General features: G+C 39.0%; 23 protein-coding genes and 1 other RNA gene. 5 read left to right on the top strand and 19 right to left on the bottom strand.

Going from position 1 to position 23,780, the window contains the following annotated elements:
* Nucleotides 1–51 precede the first annotated feature (51 nt).
* The 4 genes from HMPREF1654_RS00640 (at nucleotide 52) to HMPREF1654_RS00625 (ending at nucleotide 2,725) form a co-directional block, all read left to right on the top strand.
* On the top strand, nucleotides 52–828 hold the full coding sequence (locus HMPREF1654_RS00640) for an aminoglycoside 3'-phosphotransferase (RefSeq protein ID WP_003078296.1): 777 nt from the start codon (nucleotides 52–54) through the stop codon (nucleotides 826–828).
* 63 nt (nucleotides 829–891) lie between these two features.
* On the top strand, nucleotides 892–1,668 hold the full coding sequence (gene recX, locus HMPREF1654_RS00635; RefSeq protein ID WP_003078225.1) for a recombination regulator RecX: 777 nt from the start codon (nucleotides 892–894) through the stop codon (nucleotides 1,666–1,668).
* An 86-nt stretch (nucleotides 1,669–1,754) separates the two neighbouring features.
* Nucleotides 1,755–2,288 carry a nucleoside tri-diphosphate phosphatase gene (gene ntdP / locus HMPREF1654_RS00630; protein ID WP_003073655.1) on the top strand — a complete coding sequence of 178 codons (534 nt, stop codon included), beginning with the start codon at nucleotides 1,755–1,757 and terminating at the stop codon, nucleotides 2,286–2,288.
* 119 nt (nucleotides 2,289–2,407) lie between these two features.
* The gene (locus HMPREF1654_RS00625) at nucleotides 2,408–2,725 is read left to right on the top strand and encodes a DUF960 domain-containing protein (RefSeq protein WP_003073656.1); all 318 of its coding nucleotides are present in this window, start codon (nucleotides 2,408–2,410) and stop codon (nucleotides 2,723–2,725) included.
* 119 nt (nucleotides 2,726–2,844) lie between these two features.
* On the opposite strand, the gene HMPREF1654_RS00620 is transcribed toward HMPREF1654_RS00625, so the two are convergent.
* The 13 genes from HMPREF1654_RS00620 to HMPREF1654_RS00560 form a co-directional block, all read right to left on the bottom strand.
* Nucleotides 2,845–3,237 carry a S1 RNA-binding domain-containing protein gene (locus HMPREF1654_RS00620; RefSeq protein ID WP_014829583.1) on the bottom strand — a complete coding sequence of 131 codons (393 nt, stop codon included), beginning with the start codon at nucleotides 3,235–3,237 and terminating at the stop codon, nucleotides 2,845–2,847.
* 1 nt (nucleotide 3,238) lies between these two features.
* On the bottom strand, nucleotides 3,239–4,639 hold the full coding sequence (locus HMPREF1654_RS00615) for a bifunctional Cof-type HAD-IIB family hydrolase/peptidylprolyl isomerase (RefSeq protein WP_003078255.1): 1,401 nt from the start codon (nucleotides 4,637–4,639) through the stop codon (nucleotides 3,239–3,241).
* Between the two features lie 39 nt (nucleotides 4,640–4,678).
* On the bottom strand, nucleotides 4,679–5,311 hold the full coding sequence (locus HMPREF1654_RS00610) for a response regulator transcription factor (protein WP_003078408.1): 633 nt from the start codon (nucleotides 5,309–5,311) through the stop codon (nucleotides 4,679–4,681).
* A 1-nt stretch (nucleotide 5,312) separates the two neighbouring features.
* Entirely contained in the window at nucleotides 5,313–6,308 is a 996-nt protein-coding gene (locus tag HMPREF1654_RS00605; protein WP_003078340.1) for an envelope stress sensor histidine kinase LiaS, read from the bottom strand.
* On the bottom strand, nucleotides 6,305–7,003 hold the full coding sequence (gene liaF, locus HMPREF1654_RS00600) for a cell wall-active antibiotics response protein LiaF (protein ID WP_003078234.1): 699 nt from the start codon (nucleotides 7,001–7,003) through the stop codon (nucleotides 6,305–6,307). Before liaF ends, HMPREF1654_RS00605 begins: the two co-directional genes overlap by 4 nt.
* Before the next feature lie 262 nt (nucleotides 7,004–7,265).
* Complete coding sequence (gene pknB / locus HMPREF1654_RS00595) at nucleotides 7,266–9,140, bottom strand: Stk1 family PASTA domain-containing Ser/Thr kinase (protein WP_003073669.1); 1,875 nt, start codon at nucleotides 9,138–9,140, stop codon at nucleotides 7,266–7,268.
* Nucleotides 9,137–9,877: a Stp1/IreP family PP2C-type Ser/Thr phosphatase gene (locus HMPREF1654_RS00590; RefSeq protein ID WP_003073671.1), complete on the bottom strand. Its 741-nt coding sequence runs from the start codon at nucleotides 9,875–9,877 to the stop codon at nucleotides 9,137–9,139. The genes pknB and HMPREF1654_RS00590 overlap by 4 nt, the downstream gene beginning before the upstream one ends.
* An 18-nt stretch (nucleotides 9,878–9,895) precedes the next feature.
* Nucleotides 9,896–11,209 carry a 16S rRNA (cytosine(967)-C(5))-methyltransferase RsmB gene (gene rsmB, locus HMPREF1654_RS00585; protein ID WP_003078425.1) on the bottom strand — a complete coding sequence of 438 codons (1,314 nt, stop codon included), beginning with the start codon at nucleotides 11,207–11,209 and terminating at the stop codon, nucleotides 9,896–9,898.
* Nucleotides 11,199–12,134 (bottom strand): methionyl-tRNA formyltransferase, encoded by a 936-nt coding sequence (gene fmt / locus HMPREF1654_RS00580; protein WP_003078292.1) that lies wholly within the window; start codon nucleotides 12,132–12,134, stop codon nucleotides 11,199–11,201. Before fmt ends, rsmB begins: the two co-directional genes overlap by 11 nt.
* 60 nt (nucleotides 12,135–12,194) lie before the next feature.
* Complete coding sequence (locus tag HMPREF1654_RS00575) at nucleotides 12,195–14,576, bottom strand: primosomal protein N' (protein ID WP_003078264.1); 2,382 nt, start codon at nucleotides 14,574–14,576, stop codon at nucleotides 12,195–12,197.
* A 58-nt stretch (nucleotides 14,577–14,634) separates the two neighbouring features.
* Nucleotides 14,635–14,949, bottom strand: a complete 315-nt coding sequence (rpoZ, locus tag HMPREF1654_RS00570) for a DNA-directed RNA polymerase subunit omega (protein ID WP_003028415.1) — start codon at nucleotides 14,947–14,949, stop codon at nucleotides 14,635–14,637.
* Nucleotides 14,950–14,974: 25 nt separating this feature from the next.
* Entirely contained in the window at nucleotides 14,975–15,601 is a 627-nt protein-coding gene (gene gmk, locus HMPREF1654_RS00565; protein ID WP_003078308.1) for a guanylate kinase, read from the bottom strand.
* A 181-nt stretch (nucleotides 15,602–15,782) separates the two neighbouring features.
* Nucleotides 15,783–17,390, bottom strand: coding sequence for a ribonuclease Y (locus HMPREF1654_RS00560; protein ID WP_004234071.1), 1,608 nt, complete (start codon nucleotides 17,388–17,390; stop codon nucleotides 15,783–15,785).
* Between the two features lie 215 nt (nucleotides 17,391–17,605).
* Between HMPREF1654_RS00560 and HMPREF1654_RS00555 the strand changes: the two genes are divergently transcribed.
* Nucleotides 17,606–18,088 (top strand): S-ribosylhomocysteine lyase, encoded by a 483-nt coding sequence (locus HMPREF1654_RS00555; protein ID WP_003078346.1) that lies wholly within the window; start codon nucleotides 17,606–17,608, stop codon nucleotides 18,086–18,088.
* A gap of 48 nt (nucleotides 18,089–18,136) precedes the next feature.
* Here the strand turns inward: HMPREF1654_RS00555 and ahpF are convergent, their stop codons facing one another.
* From ahpF to gpsB, 6 genes are all read right to left on the bottom strand, one after another.
* Nucleotides 18,137–19,669 (bottom strand): alkyl hydroperoxide reductase subunit F, encoded by a 1,533-nt coding sequence (ahpF, locus tag HMPREF1654_RS00550; RefSeq protein ID WP_004234077.1) that lies wholly within the window; start codon nucleotides 19,667–19,669, stop codon nucleotides 18,137–18,139.
* A gap of 11 nt (nucleotides 19,670–19,680) precedes the next feature.
* Nucleotides 19,681–20,247, bottom strand: coding sequence for an alkyl hydroperoxide reductase subunit C (gene ahpC / locus HMPREF1654_RS00545; protein ID WP_003073689.1), 567 nt, complete (start codon nucleotides 20,245–20,247; stop codon nucleotides 19,681–19,683).
* 103 nt (nucleotides 20,248–20,350) lie between these two features.
* On the bottom strand, nucleotides 20,351–21,793 hold the full coding sequence (locus HMPREF1654_RS00540; RefSeq protein ID WP_004234064.1) for a cell division site-positioning protein MapZ family protein: 1,443 nt from the start codon (nucleotides 21,791–21,793) through the stop codon (nucleotides 20,351–20,353).
* A 12-nt stretch (nucleotides 21,794–21,805) separates the two neighbouring features.
* Nucleotides 21,806–22,960, bottom strand: a complete 1,155-nt coding sequence (locus tag HMPREF1654_RS00535) for a THUMP domain-containing class I SAM-dependent RNA methyltransferase (protein ID WP_003078398.1) — start codon at nucleotides 22,958–22,960, stop codon at nucleotides 21,806–21,808.
* A 55-nt stretch (nucleotides 22,961–23,015) separates the two neighbouring features.
* Nucleotides 23,016–23,381, bottom strand: an RNA gene (gene rnpB, locus HMPREF1654_RS09660) — RNase P RNA component class B.
* A gap of 13 nt (nucleotides 23,382–23,394) precedes the next feature.
* Entirely contained in the window at nucleotides 23,395–23,736 is a 342-nt protein-coding gene (gene gpsB / locus HMPREF1654_RS00530) for a cell division regulator GpsB (protein ID WP_003073696.1), read from the bottom strand.
* Nucleotides 23,737–23,780: the final 44 nt, after the last annotated feature.

The following is a 23,780-nucleotide window of genomic DNA, read 5'->3' as shown; positions in this document are numbered from 1 at the left end:
TATTATACCATGCCAACACGATAATGTTGAGAATATGGTACAATAATCAGTATGAAAAAAGAAAAAGTAACTCTCACAATTTCTCAATTCCCAGAAGAATTACGAATATATACAGAGAAAGCCACTTTGTATGACAGTTCTTCCCACTCAGGCGCAACCGTGCTTTATCTAGACACAGGCTACTATCTTAAAATAGACCAAAAAGGAAAGCTAGCACGAGAGGCACAATGTGCTAAATGGTTTGACAAACAAGGGATCGGTGTTCCTGTCCTGACATACATCAGCCAAGACAAGGACTACTTACTCACTAAAGAAGCCTCCGGCATATCAGGATTGGAAGTGCTAAACCAACCAGAAGTCCTCTGCCAAACCATGGCAACAGCGCTAAGACAGCTCCATAACCTCCAACCAGTCCACTTTCCCACAAACTCACTTCTAAAGAACTATATTCAGCTAGCGGAAGAGAACTATCAAAAAGGGCTTTTCTATGAAAAAGCTCTCCTGCCACAATTTCAGATTCGCAGCCGAGAAGAGGCTTATCACCTCATTCAAAAGCTAGGGCACTTGCTGACTGAAGAAGTCTTTATCCATGGAGATGCCTGTCTTCCAAATTTTATCTTCACTGATGCCAGTCATTTTTCCTGTTTCATTGATGTTGGGCTATCTGGCTTTAGTGATCGCCACATTGACCTTTACTGGGCTATCTGGTCACTGAATTATAATCTAGGCAATCCAAAATATGGTGACCTATTTTTGGACTACTATGGTCGAGAAAATATCAACTCCGAGAAATTACGACTTATCGCAGCTTTTGAAGCATTTGGCTAATAGTCACACTTACTATCCCATCCATTAGCTCCAAATTTCACACAAGTTATCGAAAGAATGATTATGAAAATCACTAAAATTGAAAAGAAAAATCGTCTCTATCTTTTAGAATTGGACGAAACTGACAAACTTTACATCACTGAAGATACTATCGTTCACTTTATGTTATCAAAAGGCATGAATATCAGTGAGCAAGAATTAAAAGAAATTCAGGACTACGCACAGTTTTCTTACGGAAAAAATCTAGCTCTATATTATCTTTCTTTCAAGCAAAGAACTGTCAAAGAAGTGCGGGATTATTTGACAAAATACGATATTTCCTTAGATACCATCGAGAAAGTGCTAACGATTCTCATAAAAGATAACTGGATAGATGACAGACAATATGCTTATTCCTTTATTCATTCCAATCTTCTATCTGGTGATAAAGGTGCTTTTGTCCTCAAGCAAAAATTGACTCAAAAAGGTATCACAGCTTCTATTATTGATGAAGAATTATGCAAATTTGATTTTACAGAAGTAAGTCAAAAAGTCGCTGCAAAACTACTCCGCAACTATCAAAGCAAACTACCAAGTAAGGCCCTGCAGGATAAAATTCTTCAATTTATGATGAACAAAGGCTTTTCCTATACCGAAGCTAAGGCAGCTTATCAAACCTTAGATATCAAAGAAGATGAGGAAACTCAGCAGAAATTACTGTACAAAGAATTAGATAAGCAATACCACAAATATTCTAAAAAATATGACGGATATGAGTTAAAACAACGCCTCACCCAAGCACTCGCTCGCAAAGGCTACGATTTTTCTGATATTGCGAGCGCTCTCAAAGAATATCTATAAAAAATGTAAGGTTTATTTATGTTTTTTCATGAAAATATGTTACAATAAGAGCGATAGCCTGATTAATTGTAGAAAGTTGGTAGAAGATGAAGCTTCCAAAAGAAGGCGACTTTATTACAATTCAAAGTTATAAGCATAATGGAAATCTGCACCGTACTTGGCGCGACACTATGGTACTAAAAACAACAGAAAACGCCATTATTGGTGTCAATGACCACACCTTGGTCACAGAAAGTGACGGCCGACGCTGGGTAACGCGTGAGCCAGCTATTATCTATTTTCACAAAAAGTATTGGTTCAATATTATCGCTATGATTCGCGAAAACGGAGTTTCCTACTATTGCAATCTAGCCAGTCCGTATTATCTTGATGCAGAAGCATTAAAATACATAGACTACGATTTAGACGTCAAAGTCTTTACCAATGGTGAAAAGCGATTACTTGATGTAGATGAATACGAGCGTCACAAACGGCAGATGAACTACTCTAATGATTTAGATTATATCCTCAAAGAGAATGTCAAAATCTTAGTAGATTGGATTAACAATAAGCGCGGACCTTTTTCGCAAGCCTATGTTAATATTTGGTACAAACGTTATGTAGAGCTAAAGAGTCGCTAAAGTTTCCAAAGGACCAGTGGTCCTTTTTGATTTTCAAAGAACAATTTCTTGCAATTCAAGGTTATTTTATGTATTATATAGAAAATCCTTTGATGAATAAGTACAGAAAGGAAGAGACAATGGCTTTTACAAATACACGTGGACGCTATGCTAGCTTTGGTGTTGTAACAAGTTTACCAGATAATATCATTGATTCTTTCTGGTATATTATTGATAATTTTCTAAAGGGTGTGTTTGAGCTAGACGAACTGCTTCAGTTTGAACTCATCAACAATAAAGGAAAAACAACTTTTCGATTTTCACAAGATAGTCTAACGACTGTTGTCACTTTTGATTTCAATGATACTTTCAACCCATTTTTTCCACGAGAAATTTTTGTAACTGACAATAATGGTAAAGAAACTATTATGCTACCAGACGAATATACTTTGATATGATAGCACAAAATAGGAAGCATACGAGATTGATAGCTGCTTAAAAATATCTGAGAATAAGTACAATCCCTCAATAATTTATTGAGGGACTTTGTTATTTTTAGTAGGATTCTTTTGTGTGTTTATTTTTCTGTTTCTCCGTCAGTTTCTTCTTTTGCCTGATTCTGACTCAGAAAATTCATCGCTTCTTTTGTCCAAGTTGGTAAACTTTTAGCAAGTGGTGCAAAACCAAATTTGTACCGATCATTTGAAAAACGATGGCGTTTAGGTAGATGGTGCTTTTCTTCTTCCAGAGTTCTCATCGACAAGCTAGCCTTACCTGAAAATTCATCATAGTCCATCACTTGCACCAAGACCGGATCATTCACATGCAGAATATCACGGATATTTTCGATGTAACCTGTCCGAATCTCTGAAATATGAATTAAGCCTATTGTTCCTGTTTCCAATTCCACAAATGCACCGTAAGGCTGAATTCCTGTAATTCTTCCTTTTAATTTTTCGCCAATTCTCATTTTAATCCTCAATTTCAATGGTTTCAATCACGACATCTTCAAGTGGTCTATCCATCGCACCAGTTTCAACAGCTGCAATCTTATCCAATACCTGATAAGAAGATTTATCTAATAATTGACCAAATACAGTATGGCGGCGGTCTAAATGCGGCGTTCCACCATTGCTTGCATAGCTCTCAGCAATTGGTGTCGGCCAACCACCACGTTCCAATTCCTTTTGTGCATAAGGAATCTTGCTGTTTTGCACAATAAAAAATTGACTGCCATTTGTGTTCGGACCAGCATTGGCCATCGAAAGTGCACCACGGATATTGTACAGTTCCGGAGAAAATTCATCTTCAAACTTTTCTCCATAAATAGATTCGCCACCCATACCCGTACCAGTTGGATCACCACCTTGAATCATGAAATCCTTGATAATCCGGTGAAAAATGATTCCATCATAGTAGCCATCTTTTGATAAAGCGATAAAATTAGCCACTGTCTTCGGTGCCTGTTCTGGAAATAATTGAAATTTCAAATCACCGTGGTTGGTTTTAATAGTCGCTTTCGGTCCTTCTGTTGTTTCCATCGTTACTTGTGGAAAATGTAATTCTTTTTCTATCATTCCTAATTCCTCCAAAGCATAAAAAATGCCATCTTCTTCTACTTTTTTTGTCACAAAGTCAGCCTTGGCTTTTATTTTTTCATGTGAAATGCCCATAGCAATACTGACACCTGCATAATCAAACAACTCTAAATCATTGAGCTCGTCTCCAAAAACCATCACATTCTCAGGCTTCAACCCTAGATGCTCCACAACTGTCGCAACTCCAGATGCTTTTGAACCATTTGTTAGAACTACATCTGATGAATGTGGATGCCAGCGAACCAATCGTAGATGTTCTTCTAGCTCTTTAGGCAATTGTAAGCTATCTCCAATATCTTCAAATGTCCACATTTGATAAACGTTGTGATCTTGATACAAATCCGGCTGAATAGGTAAATTAGGATAAACAATATCAATGGCTTCATCAATAAGCGGTGTTCGCGTCGAAAGCGCTGCCTCATGACTACCAACGAGGCCAAAGTCAATCCCAATTTCCTTCGTCCAAGCGATATAAGTTTCTACCACATTTCGAGCAATCGGAGTTTGCGCAATAACCTTTCCTGCCTTATCTTCAATATAGGACCCATTCAAGGTGACAAAAAAATCAGGCTGCAACGCTTTCAGTTCTGGAACTACACCAAAAATTCCTCTCCCCGAAGCAATCCCCGTTAAAATTCCTTTTTCTTTCAGCTGTTTAAACACCGTTTTAATAGAGTCAGGAATATAGCCAGTTGCTTTTATTCGTAACGTATCATCAATATCGAAAAAGACGATTTTAATTTTCTTAGATTTGTATTTTAGTTTTGCGTTCATAATCTCCCTTTGACACTTACTCGCTTTCTATTATACCACTTAAATGTCATCTTGTGGGACAAGGTGGTGCTGAAAGGCGTAAACAACAGCTTGTGTCCGATCACTTACTTCTAATTTTGATAAGATATTAGATACATGTGTTTTAACAGTCTTCAACGAAATAAACAACTCATCTGCTATCCGTTGATTTTCATACCCTTTTGCTAATAGACCTAAAATATCGCGCTCACGCGCTGTTAGCTCTTCATGTAATTCAATATGATTTCGATGGTATTCCACTTTCTGACTGACCTCCGTTTCAATAGCAAGTTCACCCTTGGCTACCTTTCGAACTGCTCGTAAGATATCGTCAGCACTAGATGTTTTAAGCATGTACCCTTTAGCCCCTGCATCTAAAACTGGGTAAATTTTTTCATTATCTAAATAAGAAGTCAAAATAAGAATTTTAGCTTCAGGCCATTCTTTTAAAATAGCAAGTGTAGCTTCAATCCCATTCATTTTAGGCATGACAATATCCATCATTATCACATCTGGTCGTAATGACAGAGCCTTTTCCACCCCTTCACAACCATTTGAAGCTTCTACCACCATATCAACATCATCTTGTACATCCAAATAGCTCTTCAAACCAAGTCGCACCATTTCATGATCATCTACTAATAAAATCTGCATCTTAATCTCCTTTCAATAGTGGCACACGAATATCAATTGCTACTCCTTGCTTCGGAGCTGTTAAAATCTGTATCGTTCCTGCCATATCATTTACTCTTTCTTCCATATTTTTCAGACCATAACTCAACTCATCAGACGAGATGGGTTCAAAACCAATTCCATCATCTGTCATCTTCAGCTGTAATTCATTCTGAGTTTGATACAGATATACATCTAAATGATTCGCATTGGCGTGACGGAGCGTATTACTAATAATTTCTTGAGCGATGCGGAAAATATGCTCCTCAATTTGTTTCGGTAATTTTTGAACATCATGATGAAAACTCACCTCAATATCACTCTTATCCGATAGCTCCTTCAAAATAAGATTCAGCCCTTCAACCAAGCTTTTTCCTTCCAACTCTGTCGGTCGTAAATGAAGTAACAAGATACGCAAATCACGCTGAGCGGTATTTAAAATCCCTGATACACCAGACAATTGTTTCGATAATGTATCCTTATCTAAATGCTCCACTTGCCCTGTCACGCCAGACAAAATTATATTGGCAGCGAAAAGTTCCTGACTGACCGTATCATGCAAATCACGTGCAATCCGCTTTCGTTCCTTTTCAATAACTGTCTCTTCGTTTTGCAAGGCACGATTTTCTGACTTTTGCAGATTTTCTGTTAAATGAGTTAATTTCTCTGATACCTGCTGAAAAGAAGCATCAATTTCTGATTGATGTGTTTCTTGCAGTTCTCGACCTTCCAAAATATTTTTCAAATTTATCTGAATCGTCGACAAAGTAACCATTTGAATCACTTTGATACCTAAAACCATCAACATCGTCAGAGAAAAAGTCAGCACAATCACAAAAAAACTAAAACTTTCCAAGCGCTCAACATTATTAAGAATCATCTGCCAATCAAAATTAAATAAGCCAAAAATATAATGAATAATGACACCTAAAATAAGTATGGAGTAAAAGCTAATCAAGAGGTAGTAGATTTTTTTCATTTCCGAACCACCTCAACATTCCCAACAAACGTTGATAGAACAATTTTGACACTTTTGTGTGCTCGCTTAAAGTCTGGTGTTGTCAGGCTGAGACTTTCATTTCGCAACTCATAGACAGGTTGACCTAAGAATTGTAATTCCCCATATAGATTATTCACTTTGAGACTAACTGCTACATCAACTGGCACAATGATTTTTGTGTTACCGAAAAATTTACGCAAAATAATCACATTATCATGGTTTGTGATAATGACCTGTTCCAAGTGAATCGTATCTTTTCCCACCAGCCGAAATAGATTAATGTCATCAAATCGGCAGGTATCTAATGGGCCAAAATGATGAAGATTTCCTAGCCATTTATTTTTTTCTCGTTTTGGATTCACTGTATCATCAAAAATGAGATTTGTCACTCCATTTTCCTTATAAATATAGGGAAAAGCCACAATCATGCCATAAATAACCGCGAAAAGCAAAGCAGCAATAACATAGGGATTGAGCATAATAACAAAAAAAAGCAATATAGTAGATGTCACTAGGAGGAAGTTTCCTCTTTGTTTTCCAAAATAATAATAAAGCAACAACAAGAAAAGCACCAAAAAAAGAATAACACGTGAAAAATGACCAGATAAAATCGTCACTAATGCAAATGTTAGTAGAATGGATTCAACAAAAATAAAAAATTGGAGCTTTTTCATAGTCTCGATACCTTTCTAATCCTATTGTATCAAAAACTTTCAAAAATTCCTCCGACTAAGGTATGAAAATAAGACAGCGAAATAAAACTAAGTATTTCCAATACTAGTCTGTAGCCCCAGCCTCTTAGCCAACATTTTTAATAGCAGTATACTGGACAAACTTTAGGAACTAAAAACAATACTTCTCTATCATATAAATGAGCGCAAAAAGAGTGAGGGAAAAATCGGTTTAATAAAACCACGAGTTTCTTCCCTCACTTTTTTAATTACTTGCACTAGCGCTTGTGTCTGGTGTTTTCGAACTTGATCCATCGTTACCGCTACTCGACGAACTACTAGATGATGGACTATTTTTATTTGAACTGCTTCCAGATTGCGAACTACTTTCAGATGTAGATGATTCTTCAGTTTTTGGCTCATATACATATAAGACAATACGATCATTTTTTAGATTTAGAGGCCTCTTTGCTTCTGGGCTTTGTTTAATAATCGTGTGTGCCTGTGTTCCTGCTGGAGCTGTTGTAACTATTCGTTTTTCAACATTAGCTCCTTGAACGCCAATAACTTCGGTAAGGTTATTATAGGCAAATTCATAAGTGGAACCTATATAACTTGGCATTGTAACACTTGAAACCGTCTTCGCTACTTTTAACGTAATCCGATTTTTTGAAGTCAAATCATACGTACTACCTGCTGCTGGCGTCTGACTAACAACAGTTCCTGCTGCATAGTCACTACTTTCGACTTCTTCAATTTTAATCAAGCCCTTTGAAACTTTGTATTTTTGCACCAAACTGTTGATAGCATCTGCTTTTTTCTGACCGCTATAATCTTCCATAGTAAATGTTTTCGGCCCTTTTGAGACAATCAAATCTACTGTGCTTCCTTCGCGACGTTGTGTTCCCGCTTGTGGATTCGTACGAATGACAGAATCTTTCTTAGCAGAATCACTGTATTCGTCTTTCTCCTTGCCAACTTTCAAACCTGCAGCTTCAATCGCGGAACGTGCTTGCGCGACGGTTTTTCCAGTAACATCTGGTATTTTTACATTTGAGGGACTCAAATAGACTAAAGCTACCAAAGCTGCAATAACTAAGACTACTGCCGACAACAACACTTTATAACGCGTTCTTAAACGACGTTTTTTCTTTGGTTTTGGTTTAGGCTTAGTTTGATTATCGACAGCTTCTTTTGTAGATGTAGCAGTCGGTTTAGACGCTGAAGTCAACGTATTCTGTGATACTTTAGGAAGCGTCTTAGTGTCTGCTTTAACAGTATCATCAAAAACTAATTTCTTCTCATTTCGACGATCAGCAGATAAACAACTAGATAAGTCAACATACATTTCTGCAACAGATTGATAACGATCTGTTAATTTTTTTGCCGTTGCCTTGATAACCACATTTTCTAATGCTTGTGGAACATTTGGATTTTCAGCAATTACAGAAGGAAGGGGTTTTTGGAAATGCTGCAGTGCAATCGTCACAGCACTATCCCCATCATAAGGAATGTGACCTGTCAGCATTTCATAGAAAATAATCCCCATAGCATAAATATCACTTTGAACTGTTGCTTTTGACCCACGTGCCTGTTCTGGTGATAGATAATGTACAGATCCCAGCATTGAATTTGTCTGGGTTAAACTCGTTTCTGCAAAAGCTACTGCAATTCCAAAGTCAGTTACTTTTGCATCGCCATCTGGAGTTAAAAGGACATTTTGAGGTTTTAAATCACGGTGAACAATCCCATGCGTATGCGCCAAACGCATCGCCAAAAGGATTTGTCCCATGATTCGCACCGCTTCTTCATTGGACAAAGGAGCATGCTCTTTGATATAGCGTTTCAAGTCAAGTCCAGCCACATACTCCATTGCTAGATATTGCTGGCCTTCTTCTTCTCCAATGTCGGTAATCCGGACAATATGAGGATGATCCAAATCTGCCATGGCGCGTGCTTCTCTTTGAAAACGTGCTACAGCAATTGGGTCCGTCTGGTAATTGGTTCTTAGAACCTTAACCGCGACTTCTTCCCCGTCTAAAATCAAATCTTTCGCCAAGTAAACATCTGCCATGCCTCCTCGACCGATTTGTTTGATGATTCTATATCGTCCGGCAAATATTTTGCCGACTTGAATCATTCTGCATCCTCCTTATGATAATGAATCAGGGCAACTGTAATATTGTCCAAACCACCTGCATTATTCGCAAAACGAATCAAGGTTTCTGCTTTCTCTGAAAGAGAGAGATCGCTTGTCATAATATCATAAATTTCACTTTCGGAAATCATATTGGACAAACCATCACTATTTAAAATAATATAATCATCATCCTCGAGACTGATCATACCAACATCAGGTTGCACTTCACTTCTTTGACCGATGGATTGTGTAATGATGTTGCGTTGTGGATGACGTTCTGCCTCCTCAGGCGTAATTTGTCCTGCTTTGAGTAATTCATTCACCAAAGAATGATCGCTCGTCAACTGTCTGTAGCTGTCCCCACGCACTAAGCCAATACGTGAATCCCCTACATGGGCATAAATAGCTTGAGTCCCAATAATTGCTAAAGCTTCAAGTGTCGTGCCCATTCCTTTGTATTCTTCATCTTGACCAAATTGGTGAACCTTTTGGTTTTCTGTTTCGAGATGTTCTGCGAACCACTCACGGACACCGTTAATAGAATCAATCTGAGTGTCCACCCAAGCAGCACCGAGATCTGTGACAGCCATCTCGCTAGCTATATTGCCAGCCCGATGGCCTCCCATCCCATCTGCTAAAAGAATCATTATCATACCAGCACGATTAACAAATTGATTCGCGTAATCTTGATTATTTGTACGCTTTTGACCAACATCTGTTAATAATGAAATTTCCATACTGTCAATTTCCTCCTGTTAAGATATTCGTTTGAATTGACTGATAAAAAATCCGTCACTTCCATATAATTCCGGCGTAATTAAGATACAACCGTCTTGTAGAATATCCCGTCTATTCTGTTCTAGTTTTACCTGTTCAAAATTTGGATGAGCAGCTAAAAATTGCTCGACCACTTGAAAATTTTCTTGCGAAACGATTGTACAGGTACTGTAAGTTATTATACCACCTTTTCGCAAGCTTTGACAAACACTATCTAATATCTCTAGCTGAATTTTTTGTAAAGAAGTAAAATCTGCATTTTCTTTATTGTATTTAATATCTGGTTTGCGACGAATAAGACCAATTCCTGAACATGGTGCGTCTACTAAAATTTTATCAAAGGCATCCACTCCAAAAGTCTCAAAAACCCTTCTGGCATCTAGCTTTTTCGTAATAACCCTATCTGCTACATCTAAACGTTTTGCATTCTCTTCAATTAAACGCAACTTATGGTCATACAAATCTAAGGCTATAACCTGACCTGTCGTCAAATAAGAAGCAATGTGTGTTGTTTTCCCACCAGGTGCACTACAAGCATCCAATACTTTCTCATCACCTTGCACATCCATAATTGGTGCCACTAACTGACTAGACTCATCCTGAATGGTGATTGCACCTTTTTCAAACAAGTAGTGACTTGCAAAATGGTCGTGACTTTTCACCAAGGCAGTCGGAGCTAATAGTGAATCTTCTGCCTGTAGTCGTTCCTTTAACTCTTCTTTACACTTTAAGTCGACTACTCGAATACTGGCCTTGTTCCGAAGAAAGAGACTCTCAAAAATGGCTAGAGCTCGTGTTTCACCGTATTCTTCAATAAGCACTTTAACTAACCAAACTGGTAGAGAATACTGAACAGAATAGCGTTTGTTCTTACGCTTAATACCGGCTATGTCTGCCACGCCATCCCGTAATAGCCCTCGTAGCACTGCATTGACGAACTTTTCACTTCCTTTTTTTCGTGCTTTTGCCAATTCTGCTGCTTCATTGACAACTGCATGCGCTGGAATTTTATCAAGATAGTGTATTTGATACAAACTCAGCAACAAAAGGATGTAAACCCAGGAATCTAACTTTTCACGATCTTTAATGACATGAGATAAGTACCATTCTAAGGTCATTTTGCGTGCAACCGTTCCATAGACGATTTCGGTTACGAGAGCTTGGTCTGCAGAACTCAAAGGTATCTCTAACAACGCTTGATTGAGAGCAATATTGGAATAAGCTCCATTTAAAAAGACTTCTTCTAATATGGTAAGAGCTGCTTGCCGTGCTGTTTTTACTTTATTTACCAAAGAAATCACCTATCGACAAGTGTCGTCCTAGACCATTCAAAAAATCAACGATACTCATTTTGGGTTTTCCAGCTGGCTGTACTGTTTGAAGAGAAAGTGCACCTTCACCAGTTGCCACAATCAATTCTTTTTTTCCGATAACAAGGATTTCTCCAGCTTGCCCCGAACCCTCTACTGGCCTAGCTTCACAAATTTTAAATCGCCCTCCATTTAACAGCGTATGTGCCACTGGCCACGGATACATACCGCGAATCTGATTAAAAATCTGTCGATTGGTTTTGGTCCAATCAATCCGCTCCTCTTCTGGTAAGATATTTGGTGAAAAGGTGACTTGATTATTATCTTGTGGAACAGGTTTTAGATCTCCTGCCAGATACCTTGGCAAAGTTTCTAACAATAAATCTCGTCCCACTAATGCCAGTTTCTCAAACATTGTTCCAACATTATCAGTTTCCTCAATGGGAATTGCATGATGCGCAATCATATCGCCTGCGTCCATTTCCTTGACCATTTCCATAATAGTCACACCTGCTTCCTTATCGCCATTGATGATGGCATAGTGAATAGGTGCTCCTCCACGATACTTTGGCAAAAGTGATGCATGCACATTGACCGCAAAGTCAACAGAATCCAGCAAGCGGTTTGGTAAAAATTGACCGAATGCGGCAGTCACGATTCCATCTGCACCAAGAGATATGATTTTTTCCAATTCTTTACTTCGAGACAATTTTTCCGGCTGATACACAACTAAATCATACTCTAAAGCCACCTGTTTAACAGGAGTCATACGGATTTCTTTTTTACGTCCTACTGCGCGATCTGGCTGTGTTACAACCGCCAAAATATCGTACTGATTGCTTTTTAATAACCCTTTGAGTACTGTTGCAGAAAAATCCGGCGTTCCCATAAAAATAATTTTTGTCATGTTTTCCTCATATTCTTTTTTCTATTATATCAGAAGACAGCTTGCATTTCTCCAAAAAAGTCACATAAAATTTTGTGGTTCCTTGTCTATAATTAAACGTAAGTTTTGATTGTCCTTTTCTTGTGTCCAATCTAAAACCTGATTTAAAACATCTTGCAAATGCTCTTCAAAACGATATTTAATAATCAATTGGTAATGATAGAGATTGTGAGTACGGGCAATCGGCTTAGGAGTTGGGCCCAATACCTGAACCTTATTTGATAAGCCAGAACGTATCAGGTTTAACACTTCGTATGACTTTTTAATAACCTCAGCTTCTATTTTGTGTGATAAAGTAATCCCCACCGTAAAGTAATAAGGTGGATAGGATAATTGCCTCCTGACACCCATTTCATAGGCATAAAAACCCTCATAATCCTGATTCTTTGCAAAGACAATCGCATAATGTCTTGGATTGTAACTTTGAATAATCACATGTCCTGCTTTTTCAGCTCGTCCTGCACGTCCTGCAACCTGAGTTAAAAGTTGAAAGGTTCGCTCAGATGAACGAAAATCTGGTAAATTTAACGCTGTATCTGCATTTAGCACCCCTACAAGAGTCACATTTGGAAAATCTAGACCTTTTGCAATCATCTGTGTTCCCAGCAAAATATCAGCATGTCTTTCCTCAAATTTTTTCAAAATTTGTTCGTGACTACCTTTTTTACGAGTAGTATCAACATCCATTCTTAAAATTCGAGCTTGCGGAAAAGTTTCTGCTAATTCATCGTAAGCCTTTTGCGTCCCCGTTCCATAATAACGAATGCTCCGACTGGAACAATTCGGACAGCTATGAGGAATCACCTTTGAAAAACCACAATAGTGGCAATTCATACTTTTCGTATCCATATGCAAGGTCAGAGAAATGTCACAATTTGGGCAACTATCAACCGTACCACACTCACGACACATGACAAAACTAGAATAGCCTCGTCGGTTCAACATCAAAACAACTTGCTCTTTTTTTTCTAATCGGTCTTTAATTGCTTCTAAAAGAACCGGAGTAAAATCACTAGCTTCGTTTTGCCCAATATAATCACGAAAATCCACAATTTCTACTTCAGGAATCTGAGCTTGCGGATTGGCCCGTTTAGTTAATTGTAAAAAATGATAAACTCCCTTGCCAGCTCGCGCTCTACTTTCTAAACTCGGGGTCGCTGACCCTAGCACTAAAACGGCTTGATTGTACTTTGCACGTAGCAAGGCAACATCTCGTGCATGATAGCGTGGATTGGAGTCTTGCTTGTAGCTTGCCTCATGCTCCTCATCAACGATAATCGCACCAATGTTTTTTAATGGAGCAAAAATAGCAGAACGCGCACCAACAACAACTTGTGCTTCTCCTCGCTCAACCTTGCGCCATTCATCATATTTCTCACCGTTAGAAAGTCCCGAATGAAGAATAGCAACTTTCTTTCCAAAACGCGAAATAAAGCGATTAGTAACTTGCGGTGTCAAAGAGATTTCAGGAACTAACATAATAGCTGTTTTACCACGGCTGAGTGCTTCTTGAATAACCTGCAAATACACTTCCGTTTTGCCACTCCCTGTTACTCCTTCTAGTAGAAATGGCTTCCCTGTGTGCCCGATTTGCTGAGTAATAGCTTGAACAGCCCCTTTTTGCTCTTCATTTAACACCAATGCAGACGTCGCTGAAACATTCTCAAAATATGTTTCAGAGCGACTCACCTCTTTTTCAATGACTTGCAAAACGTCTTGTTCTATAAAATAGTGAATAACCTCTCGTGAAAACGTTTCTTTCAGATCTGCTAGACGTTGCAAACTGGTCTGATTTTGTAAAAGCGATCGCAAAGCTTGCTTTTTTTTCGCCCGATTAGGAATGTCCAACTGACCTAATCTCTCATGATGGACTCGATACCATTTTTCTGTTTTTATATGCTTTTGATCAGTTGCCTGATACTCGAGTTGAATCGCCCCTTGCCGTGTTAGACGCATTACCTTAGCTTGGAGTGTTTTATCAAGCGATGAAAAATGCCGCTGATCTACATTGCCAAAAATAAGCATTCGATCTTCTTTCGTCAAAGCGGGCTGAGCATGGAGAATTTTATCATAACTGGAGTTTAGAAAACCAGGCAACATAGCTTTTAAGATGGAAATTTTGTAAGCAAAGACAGATTTTCTCAATTCTTCTGCTAGCCACAGTTGCTCCTCATTTAAAACTGGTGTAAAGTCCAATACCTCTACGATTTCTTTTAATCCTATCGTCCTTTCTTCTACTAACCCTACAACAATCCCTTGAATCAGGCGATTAGCTTTCCCAAAAGGCACATGGACACGCATACCAATTTCTAGCATAGTCGAAAATTCTTTCGGAACTGCATAACTATAAGGTCTATCCGTTTGCATTAGAGGAACATCTACAATGACCTTTGCAATCTGCATTTTCTCACCACCTCTCATTTCTCAATAAAAGAAAAAATAAGATTGGGCTGACCCAATCTTAAATTTTTTCGCCCTCTTCTTTTTCCTTGGCAATTTGTTCTTTGATTTTACGTTCTTCTTCTTCTTTGCGTAAGCGTTCTTCTTCAGCACGTCGACGAACTGCTTCCCGCTTGCCCTCAGGATCTGGGTGAATCCCAACGTTTCCAGATTCGATTTCTTCCAAAGCACGAAGTGTTGATTTGACAGACTTAAATTCTTGGGTTGGAGCTGCTCCTTCTTCCAATTCATGAGCACGTTTGGCTTCAAGAATCACCAAAGAATATTTTGAAGGCACCTTATCAAGCAAGGTGTCGATTGAAGGTTTTAACATCATAATTTTTTACCTAATTTCTAAATTCTTATCTTACTGAAAGTTGTTCTGACAACATATCTTGATAGTGGCCAATGACACGTTCCACTCGGAAATGTTCAGCTTCAATCACACGTTTAACGCGCTCAGCAGCCAAAGGAACCTCATCATTGACAATTGCATAGTCGTATTCACGCATGAGAGCAATTTCTTCTCTCGCTTTGGCAATGCGTTTTGCAATCACTTCTGCACTATCTGTTCCACGTCCTACTAATCGATCTTGCAATTCTGCTAAATCAGGTGGCGTTAAAAAGATAAAGACAGCATCTGGCACCTTTTTCTTCACTTGAAGTGCACCTTGAACTTCAATCTCAAGAAAAACATCAATTCCTTTATCTAACGTTTCATTCACATAGGTCAAAGGAGTTCCATAATAATTACCGACGTATTCTGCGTACTCCAACATCTGACCTCGTCGAATCAATTCTTCAAATTCTTCCCGCGTACGGAAGAAATAGTCCACCCCGTCCACTTCACCAGGACGCTGAGTACGAGTTGTCATGGATACAGAGTATTGAAATTGATTGTCTGAGCTTTCAAAAATCTCACGTCGAACCGTTCCCTTTCCCACTCCTGAGGGGCCAGAAAAAACGATTAACAAGCCACGATCCGCCATCATATCTCCTTCATTGTCTTTCTATCTAGTGTAACAAAAAAGCAGTATTTTTTCAACTGCTTTTTAGCATAGATATCGGTTTATTTTTTGAAAATCAATCTAGGAAACATTGTCGTCCATAGAGACTGGGACGAAGTTCTCCAACGTCGGTACGGTGCAATAAGACAACTTTCAGCACTGTCTATTTTGCATAATCTACAGCACGCATTTCCCGAATAACTGTTACTTTGATATTTCCTGGATATTCGAGATTGTTTTCAATCTTTTCACGCACATCATGTGCTAAGATAGTAATCTTGTCGTCTTTGATTTGGCCCGGATTCACCATAATCCGAATCTCACGGCCTGCTTGTAAGGCAAAACTGTTTTTCACGCCTTCAAAGCTATTGGCGATTTCTTCCAAATCTTGGAGACGTTTGATATAGCTTTCCAGAGATTCACTGCGTGCGCCTGGTCGAGCGGCGCTGAGAGCATCTGCTGCAGCTACGATAACAGCAATGGCACTTTCTGCTTCCACATCACCATGGTGACTGGCAATCGTGTTAACCACAATTGGATGTTCTTTATACTTACGAGCCAATTCTGTTCCAATTTCCACGTGGCTACCTTCCACTTCACGGTCAATGGCTTTGCCAATATCATGAAGAAAACCAGCACGGCGTGCTAAGGCAGCATTTTCACCAAGTTCACTTGCAATGACACCAGATAATTTCGCGACTTCAACAGAATGGCGCAGTACATTTTGACCGTAGGATGTACGGAACTGCAAGCGTCCCATAATCTTCATTAAATCGGGATGCAAATTTGGTGCACCGATTTCATAAGCCGCTGCTTCACCATACTCACGAATCTTATGATCAATTTCCAGACGATTCTTTTCTACCAATTCTTCAATACGAGCTGGATGGATGCGACCATCTTTCAATAGTGCTTCCATTGTCATACGAGCAATCTCACGACGAATTGGATCGAATCCAGATAGGGTCACCACTTCTGGTGTATCATCAATAATGACATCAATACCTGTCAAACTTTCAAAGGTCCGAATATTCCGACCTTCCCGTCCAATAATCCGTCCCTTCATCGTATCATCTGGCAGATGAACAGTTGAATTAGTTTGCTCGGCAACGTAGTCACCTGCAATTCGTTGCATGGCTTGGACCAAAATATCCTTCGCTATTTTATCAGAACGTTCTTTGACCTCTTGCTCTGCTTCACGAATCCGTGTCGCAATTTCCTTTGATAACTTATCTTCAGTCTGAGTGAGAAGGATATCTCGGGCTTCTGTTTGTGAGAGTGCGGCAACACGTTCTAATTCTGCTTCTTTGTGTTGCTCCAACTCTGTCAGTTTGTTTTCACGCGCCTCAAGGTTTTTAGTTCTATCAGAAATACTTTGCTCTTTCTGTTCGAGCGTTTTTTCTTTGTTGGTCAAATTGTCATCTTTACGATCAAGACTTGTCGCACGTTCTGTCAAACGACTTTCCAGTTGCTTCAATTCTTGACGATCAGATTTAAATTCTGCCTCAACTTCTTCTCGATATTTTCTGGCTTCTTCTTTTGCCTCTAACAGTGCTTCTTTTTTAAGGGATTTACTTTCGCGCTTCACTTCTTTTAGTAACAAATCCGCTTCACGCTCCGCTTGTCCACGTAAATTAGTTGCTTCTTGTTCAGCATTTAAAAGAGTAAGTTCCGCAGCTTCTTTCGCTGATTTCATGCGAGCTGAGATACTTACATATCCAATGACTAAACCAATGACGACGGCAAAAACACCTGCAAAAATCATTTCCATGTTTTTACCTCAAATTATTGATATTGAATTGTAAAATTCTTAATTATTTTATCATAAAAATCAATTTTTCACAAACTAAATTATTATCGAAAGTGAACATTTTCACATATAACTTTTTATCTCTCCTTTCTCAGCCAAGTTTTCTCAAAAAGATAAAATTTTTCTTCACCAAAGTAAAATATGCTATAATTTATTAAAAACAAAGGAGTTTTCTGATGGTAAAAGAAGTAATAGTTGAAAGTTTTGAGTTAGACCACACGATTGTCAAAGCCCCTTATGTGCGTTTGATTGGCGAAGAAATTGGTCCAAAAGGTGATGTCATCTCGAATTTTGATATTCGTCTTGTCCAACCTAACGAGGATTCTATCCCAACTGCTGGACTACACACAATTGAACATCTCCTAGCAAAGCTCATTCGCACTCGGATTGATGGCATGATTGATTGCTCCCCTTTTGGCTGCCGTACTGGCTTTCACATGATCATGTGGGGACGACATAGTACAACCGAAATTGCCAAAGTCATAAAGGCCTCTTTAGAGGAAATAGCTGGAGAAACCACCTGGACTGATGTCCCTGGCACAACCATTGAATCCTGTGGAAATTATAAAGACCACAGTCTCTTTTCTGCCAAAGAATGGTGCAAGCTCATTTTAGATCAAGGAATCTCTGACGATCCTTTTAAACGCCATCTTGTATAAAATAAAAAAATGAGTAGGAAATTCCAGTTTTCCTACTCATTTTCTTTCTTATTGACGAATCAAATAATCAAATGCTCCTAGAGCTGCTGTTGCTCCTGACCCCATTGAAATAATGATTTGTTTATAGGCACTATCTGTACAATCACCTGCTGCAAAAATTCCAGGAACATTTGTCGCACCCTGTTTATCAACAATGATTTCACCGCGTTCATTGAGAGCAACCGAACTGTTCTTCAACCAGTCTGTATTAGGCAAGAGGCCAATTTGAACAAAGACACCACTAAGCTCAATTTTATGCTCTTCATTATTCTCACGGTTAAGATAAGTAATAGCTTCAACTTGATCGGAACCATGAATTTCTTTTGTTGCTACATTGGTTAAAACAGTCACGTTTTTAAGTTGGTGCACTCGATCTTGTAAGACTTGATCAGCTTTCAAGGTTGGTAGAAATTCGAACACATAAACATGTTCTGCAAGACCCGCTAAGTCAATCGCTGCTTCAATCCCAGAATTGCCTCCGCCGATAACAGCTACTTTTTTACCAGTAAAAATAGGACCGTCACAATGAGGACAATTGGTGACACCTTTGGTTCGGAATTCTTCTTCACCAGGAACATTGACATTTCGCCAACGAGCCCCAACAGAGAGAATAGCCGTTTTTGTTTTCAGAATAGCTCCATTTTCAAGCTCCACTTCAATCAAATCCTTTTTCTCAATGTTTTGCACACGTTGATTCTTCATGATATCAATCGGATATTTCTTGGTATGTTCTTCTACTTGCGCCATCAGTTTAGGGCCTTCTGTATAGGGAGTACCAATCATATTTTCAATACCAACAGTCTCCATTACCTGCCCGCCAAAGTTTTCAACGACCATACCTGTACGAATTCCCTTACGAGCAGCATAAATGGCTGCACTGCTCCCAGCAGGGCCACCCCCAACAACCAACACATCAAATGGTTCTTTTTTATCAAATTCTTCACTTGAAGCAGGGCCAGAGAGTTTATCAAGCAATTGTTCAATAGTCATTCGACCATTTGCAAATTCGTCTCCATTGAGAAAAACTGTTGGAACAGCCATGACTTTTTTATTTTCAACTTCTTCTCTAAACATTCCTCCTTCAACCATTGTGTGACTAATGGTTGGATTCAGAATAGCCATCATATTAAGAGCTTGTACAACATCTGGACAATTATGACAGGTTAAGCTGACATAAGTTTCAAAATGAAGTGTCTGTTTAATCGCTCGAATTCGATCTATAACAGCATCTTCTACTTTTGGTGCACGACCAGAAACTTGCAGCAAAGCAAGCACAAAAGATGTGAATTCATGTCCCAAAGGAAGACCTGCAAACTGAACACGTCCCGTTTGTCCTGCTTGAGCAATAGTAAAACTTGGCTGACGGCTAGCTGCTATATTTTCCAACGATAAACGAGGAGACATTGCAACGATTTCTTCTAAAAATGCTTGCACTTTTGCAGAACGTTCATCTTGACCTAAAGAAGCTTGAAACACAACATCAGATTCTAGAAGACCCAAATACTGCTTAAGTTGTGCTTTAATTGTTTTATCTAAAGTCATGAGAGGTCTCCTTAAATTTTACCAACTAAATCAAGACTTGGTGTGAGTGTTTCGATTCCTTCTTTCCATTTAGCTGGGCAAACTTCACCTGGATGATTCCGTACATATTGTGCGGCATGAATTTTGTCAATTAAAACAGAAGCATCACGCCCTACACCATCTGCATTGATTTCAAGTGCCTGTACAACCCCATCTGGGTCAATAATAAAAGTACCACGTTGAGATAGTCCGCTTTCATCTAATACATCAAAACCTAGTGAAATAAGATGAGACGGATCACCAATCATGATGTACTCCAGTTTTCCAATGGCATCTGAATGGTCATGCCAAGCTTTATGTGTGAAATGAGTATCTGTTGAAACAGAATAAACTTCTACACCTAGTTCTTTCAGAGCTGCATACTGCTCTTGCAAGTCTTCCAACTCAGTCGGACAAACAAATGAAAAATCAGCAGGATAGAAACAAACTACACTCCATTTCCCTTTAAGATCTTCATTTGAAACAGTGATAAATTTCCCGTTTCCAGCATGATAAGCATCTGCAGTAAACTCGATAATTTCTTTACCAATAAGTGACATAAGGGTTACCTCCAAAATAGTTTAATTATAAAACAAAAACCTTATACGTTTTATTATAGCGTATAAGGTTTTTAGAGTCTAAGAATTTGCTTGAAAGCGTTCCCTAATAATCTAAAGCATCTGCATAACCTGCACCATTCCCTACAAAATAGCCTGTTTTACAGTTGATGCTAAACAAATAAGTACCATCTTTTCGGAAAAGGTTGTAGTACCCATTTCCCTTGATAATGTTTACTTTTTCCAAAATATAGTCATCTCCTGCAAAATAGCCACGTTCACGCGAAGTAGCCAAAATCTTCTCTAGCACACCAGGATTAAAATTCCAAGAAGGATTACTAGCATCATTGATTTTTGCTTGGTCATACGGAACTCGACTTAAATGACGCTGCAAAGTTGGACCAGAAGCTGCTGCAGGGGCTTGAGCAGGACTTTGAGATGGAGCAGTAGCTGCACTTCCTGTTTTAGTCGTTCCTTGTTGGCTCTTTCCTAAACTGATGGCAGCTTTCAGGACTTTATCTAAATCTGTATTTCCTGTTGTAATATCTGTGAATTTAGCATCACTTTTAATCTTTGCCTTAGTATCTAAAACGCCGTCTGTGATTGCCACTGAGGTGAACTGTGCATTCACATTTTTAACAGCCTCAACTTGTTTGACCAAACTATCATATTTCGCTTTTGCAACATTGTACTCATTGGTATTTTTTAATTTTTCCAAGGCTGCTTTCAACTTATCTAGATTGCCAAAGCTACTATTTTTCAACGCTAATTTGTTTGCATCAGTAAAAAATGAATCATAAAGACTGTTAAAAGCCTTCAAATCCTTATTTTCAGAGCTAGAAGCTGTAGAAGATTTACTTGTTTGGCTCGTTGAATTTGTAGTTGGTTTCGCTTGTTTTCTATTTAAAGACAGATAAACAGTCCAACCAATTAAAGCCAGTAAAGCGACACTTACTACCGAATACAGAACTTTCTTATTTTTATAAACTGGAACTGTTTCTGTTCCCATTTCTTCATTAGACGCTATAACAGTTGAATTTTCTTCTGTTGGATTAGCTGAGTACACAGGAATAACGTCTATTTTAGGCTGAATTACCTCCACCACTTTCGTCTCAGCCTCTGGCTCTTCTAGAGGCTGTGTATGGTTTCCGTCTAGAATGTCTTGCGGTTCTACATCACTAGTTGAAAGTGCACCAACCGTTTCATCAAAATCTGACTCCTCAGACGTTACACCAGCAGATTCTAAGGCTTCTTCCCTTTGAATATCATCATGCACCTCTTGGATAAGTTCTGCCAAATCTGACTGGCTCAATTGTTCTTGGTCCTCTATTTTAGCCCATTCTTCGGCAGATTGAGCCGAAAATTTCCCAGCTTCAATTTCCTGACGATGCTGTTTAATGTATTTATCTAATACATTGTCCTCTTCTGTCACTCCTGCTTCAAGTTCTTCGCTTTTTCGAGCAGCTTGACCAATTGTCATTTCTTTAGCTGCCTCAAAATCCAGAATTGATTCTTCTTGTTCTGGTAAATGTTTTTCGTCTTTACTCACGGCAAATCCTTTCTAATCTAACTGACGTTTGACCCGCTGGCCAAAATACTGATACAAATCAACCTTTAAAGTTCCATTATAGAGTTTACGTTTTTTAGCGGCTTGACTGCCGTATTTTGTTTCAAATGCTTCATCGCTAGTCAAGATAAACTTGCTCCAGGTTTTGAGCGGAGCAAAGGTTTCCCCCATTTCCTGATAAAGTCGTGTCACAGTCTCATCATCTAGGAGGCGTTCTCCATATGGTGGATTAGAAACAATCACACCATTGATTTTCTCTGTATGCAAATCCTGCAGCCGCATCTGCTTAAAGTGAATCTGCTCTGCAACTCCTGCTTGCTCAGCATTTTTTCGCGCTAGCTCTACCATCCGACCATCGATATCCGATCCAGAAATATCCAGCTGGATAGTCTGATCAATTTGACTGAGTGCAGTCGAGCGAGCCTGGGCTACCAGGTCTTTATCCACCCAATTCCAGCCTTCAAAGGCAAAGGATCGATGGAGACCAGGCGCCATCTTCATCCCTATCATGGCTGCCTCGATACAAAACGTACCAGACCCACAAGTCGGATCAATCAAAGGTTTATCAGGATACCAATTGGACAAGAGCAAAATCGCAGCTGCCATATTTTCTTTAATTGGAGCGCCACCCTTATCGGCCCGATAGCCACGTTTGAAGAGACTGGATCCTGTTGTATCAATCATCACCGTCGCTATATCTTTCAGAATAGAAACCTCTATTCTAAACTCAGCTCCATTTTCCTGCAAGGGCACTCCTTCTGGACGAGCGTAGTGCTTTTGCAACTTCTTGACAACTGCCTTTTTAGAAATAGCCTGTACACTAGGCTCGTTGTGGAGTTTTGATTTGATACATTTTGCCTTGGCAATAGGAAATTTAGCTCCCAGTGGTAGATAATTCTCCCAATCCAGTGCAAAAACTCCCTGAAAGAGTTCTTCAAAGGTCTTAGCTGGAAAACGACCAACAATAATCTTGATACGATCTGCAGCACGCAACCAAAGATTGGTCTCAATAATGGTCTCGACAGTTCCTTCAAACTGAACTCGTCCATTTTCCACCTGACATTCTATGCCAAGATTTCTGATTTCATGACCAACCACAGCCTCTAAACCAGCCGCAGCAGTCGCAATCAACTTAAATTTTGTTTTCATTTGCCCTCTCAAAATAAAAGCTAGCATAATACGCTAGCTAAACCTATATGCAACTTTCTATAAGCCATGTTTTGTTCCAGAAATAACTAGGTATCATTTCCTTCGATAATCATCTGTCTACTGTTTCCAGTCAGAATGCTATGTTCGTTTCCACGCATTCCGTGCCCCGACCAAAGTTTGGGTTGCTAGCTTGAGGGGTTTACCGCGTTCCACTTTTTGCGTTTCTGCAAAAACTACGTCACTGTGGCACTTTCAGGACTATTCCAGCATATCCAGAGACGTAGCTGTTTCGTCCGCCGTAACGATTTCTCGTCCCTAGGCTTATTGTTTCACCTAGCACAAACACTACGGGCATCACAGCCCGTGCTAGCATGGACTTTCCTCATGAAAATAAAATATTCTCACGCGATTATCCAAAAATTGCACATTACTTATTATATTTCATTATTTAAGATTTGCTTACCAAAGACTTCTTTTTCCAAACGATTTAAACGTTTTAAAATATCAAAATTTGTCAGCGTAGCAGAAGCCGTCTGAGGAGTTTCCATGATAGACTGTGTTAAAGGTGAAGTTGCCGACTCAGTTGACTTTTTAGCGAGTTCAGCCTTTAAACGAGTATTTTCTTCACGAAGTTCCTTTACCAAAGCAGCGTACGTTTCATAATCTTTAATGACGTCATCTAAAAATTCGTCCACTTCAACTTTGTTGTAACCACGGACGCCAACTTTAAAATCTTGCTCAAAAATATCTTTTGGTGTGTAAATAATACTAGCCATTTCTCTCTCCATTCTCGTTCATTACTTTAATTATATAAAAAATG

The organism is Streptococcus intermedius SK54 = ATCC 27335, assembly GCF_000413475.1.
GTDB lineage: Bacteria > Bacillota > Bacilli > Lactobacillales > Streptococcaceae > Streptococcus > Streptococcus intermedius.
This window is presented reverse-complemented; position numbering and strand designations above follow the sequence as displayed.

Excerpts from the sequence above, each read along its gene's own strand:
- HMPREF1654_RS00640 (WP_003078296.1), top strand. The coding sequence starts at position 52 with ATGAAAAAAGAAAAAGTAACTCTCACAATTTCTCAATTCCCAGAAGAA.
- recX (WP_003078225.1), top strand. The coding sequence starts at position 892 with ATGAAAATCACTAAAATTGAAAAGAAAAATCGTCTCTATCTTTTAGAA.
- ntdP (WP_003073655.1), top strand. The coding sequence starts at position 1,755 with ATGAAGCTTCCAAAAGAAGGCGACTTTATTACAATTCAAAGTTATAAG.
- HMPREF1654_RS00625 (WP_003073656.1), top strand. The coding sequence starts at position 2,408 with ATGGCTTTTACAAATACACGTGGACGCTATGCTAGCTTTGGTGTTGTA.
- HMPREF1654_RS00620 (WP_014829583.1), bottom strand. The coding sequence starts at position 3,237 with ATGAGAATTGGCGAAAAATTAAAAGGAAGAATTACAGGAATTCAGCCT.
- HMPREF1654_RS00615 (WP_003078255.1), bottom strand. The coding sequence starts at position 4,639 with ATGAACGCAAAACTAAAATACAAATCTAAGAAAATTAAAATCGTCTTT.
- HMPREF1654_RS00610 (WP_003078408.1), bottom strand. The coding sequence starts at position 5,311 with ATGCAGATTTTATTAGTAGATGATCATGAAATGGTGCGACTTGGTTTG.
- HMPREF1654_RS00605 (WP_003078340.1), bottom strand. The coding sequence starts at position 6,308 with ATGAAAAAAATCTACTACCTCTTGATTAGCTTTTACTCCATACTTATT.
- liaF (WP_003078234.1), bottom strand. The coding sequence starts at position 7,003 with ATGAAAAAGCTCCAATTTTTTATTTTTGTTGAATCCATTCTACTAACA.
- pknB (WP_003073669.1), bottom strand. The coding sequence starts at position 9,140 with ATGATTCAAGTCGGCAAAATATTTGCCGGACGATATAGAATCATCAAA.
- HMPREF1654_RS00590 (WP_003073671.1), bottom strand. The coding sequence starts at position 9,877 with ATGGAAATTTCATTATTAACAGATGTTGGTCAAAAGCGTACAAATAAT.
- fmt (WP_003078292.1), bottom strand. The coding sequence starts at position 12,134 with ATGACAAAAATTATTTTTATGGGAACGCCGGATTTTTCTGCAACAGTA.
- HMPREF1654_RS00575 (WP_003078264.1), bottom strand. The coding sequence starts at position 14,576 with ATGCAGATTGCAAAGGTCATTGTAGATGTTCCTCTAATGCAAACGGAT.
- rpoZ (WP_003028415.1), bottom strand. The coding sequence starts at position 14,949 with ATGATGTTAAAACCTTCAATCGACACCTTGCTTGATAAGGTGCCTTCA.
- gmk (WP_003078308.1), bottom strand. The coding sequence starts at position 15,601 with ATGGCGGATCGTGGCTTGTTAATCGTTTTTTCTGGCCCCTCAGGAGTG.
- HMPREF1654_RS00560 (WP_004234071.1), bottom strand. The coding sequence starts at position 17,390 with ATGGAAATGATTTTTGCAGGTGTTTTTGCCGTCGTCATTGGTTTAGTC.
- HMPREF1654_RS00555 (WP_003078346.1), top strand. The coding sequence starts at position 17,606 with ATGGTAAAAGAAGTAATAGTTGAAAGTTTTGAGTTAGACCACACGATT.
- ahpF (WP_004234077.1), bottom strand. The coding sequence starts at position 19,669 with ATGACTTTAGATAAAACAATTAAAGCACAACTTAAGCAGTATTTGGGT.
- ahpC (WP_003073689.1), bottom strand. The coding sequence starts at position 20,247 with ATGTCACTTATTGGTAAAGAAATTATCGAGTTTACTGCAGATGCTTAT.
- HMPREF1654_RS00535 (WP_003078398.1), bottom strand. The coding sequence starts at position 22,960 with ATGAAAACAAAATTTAAGTTGATTGCGACTGCTGCGGCTGGTTTAGAG.
- gpsB (WP_003073696.1), bottom strand. The coding sequence starts at position 23,736 with ATGGCTAGTATTATTTACACACCAAAAGATATTTTTGAGCAAGATTTT.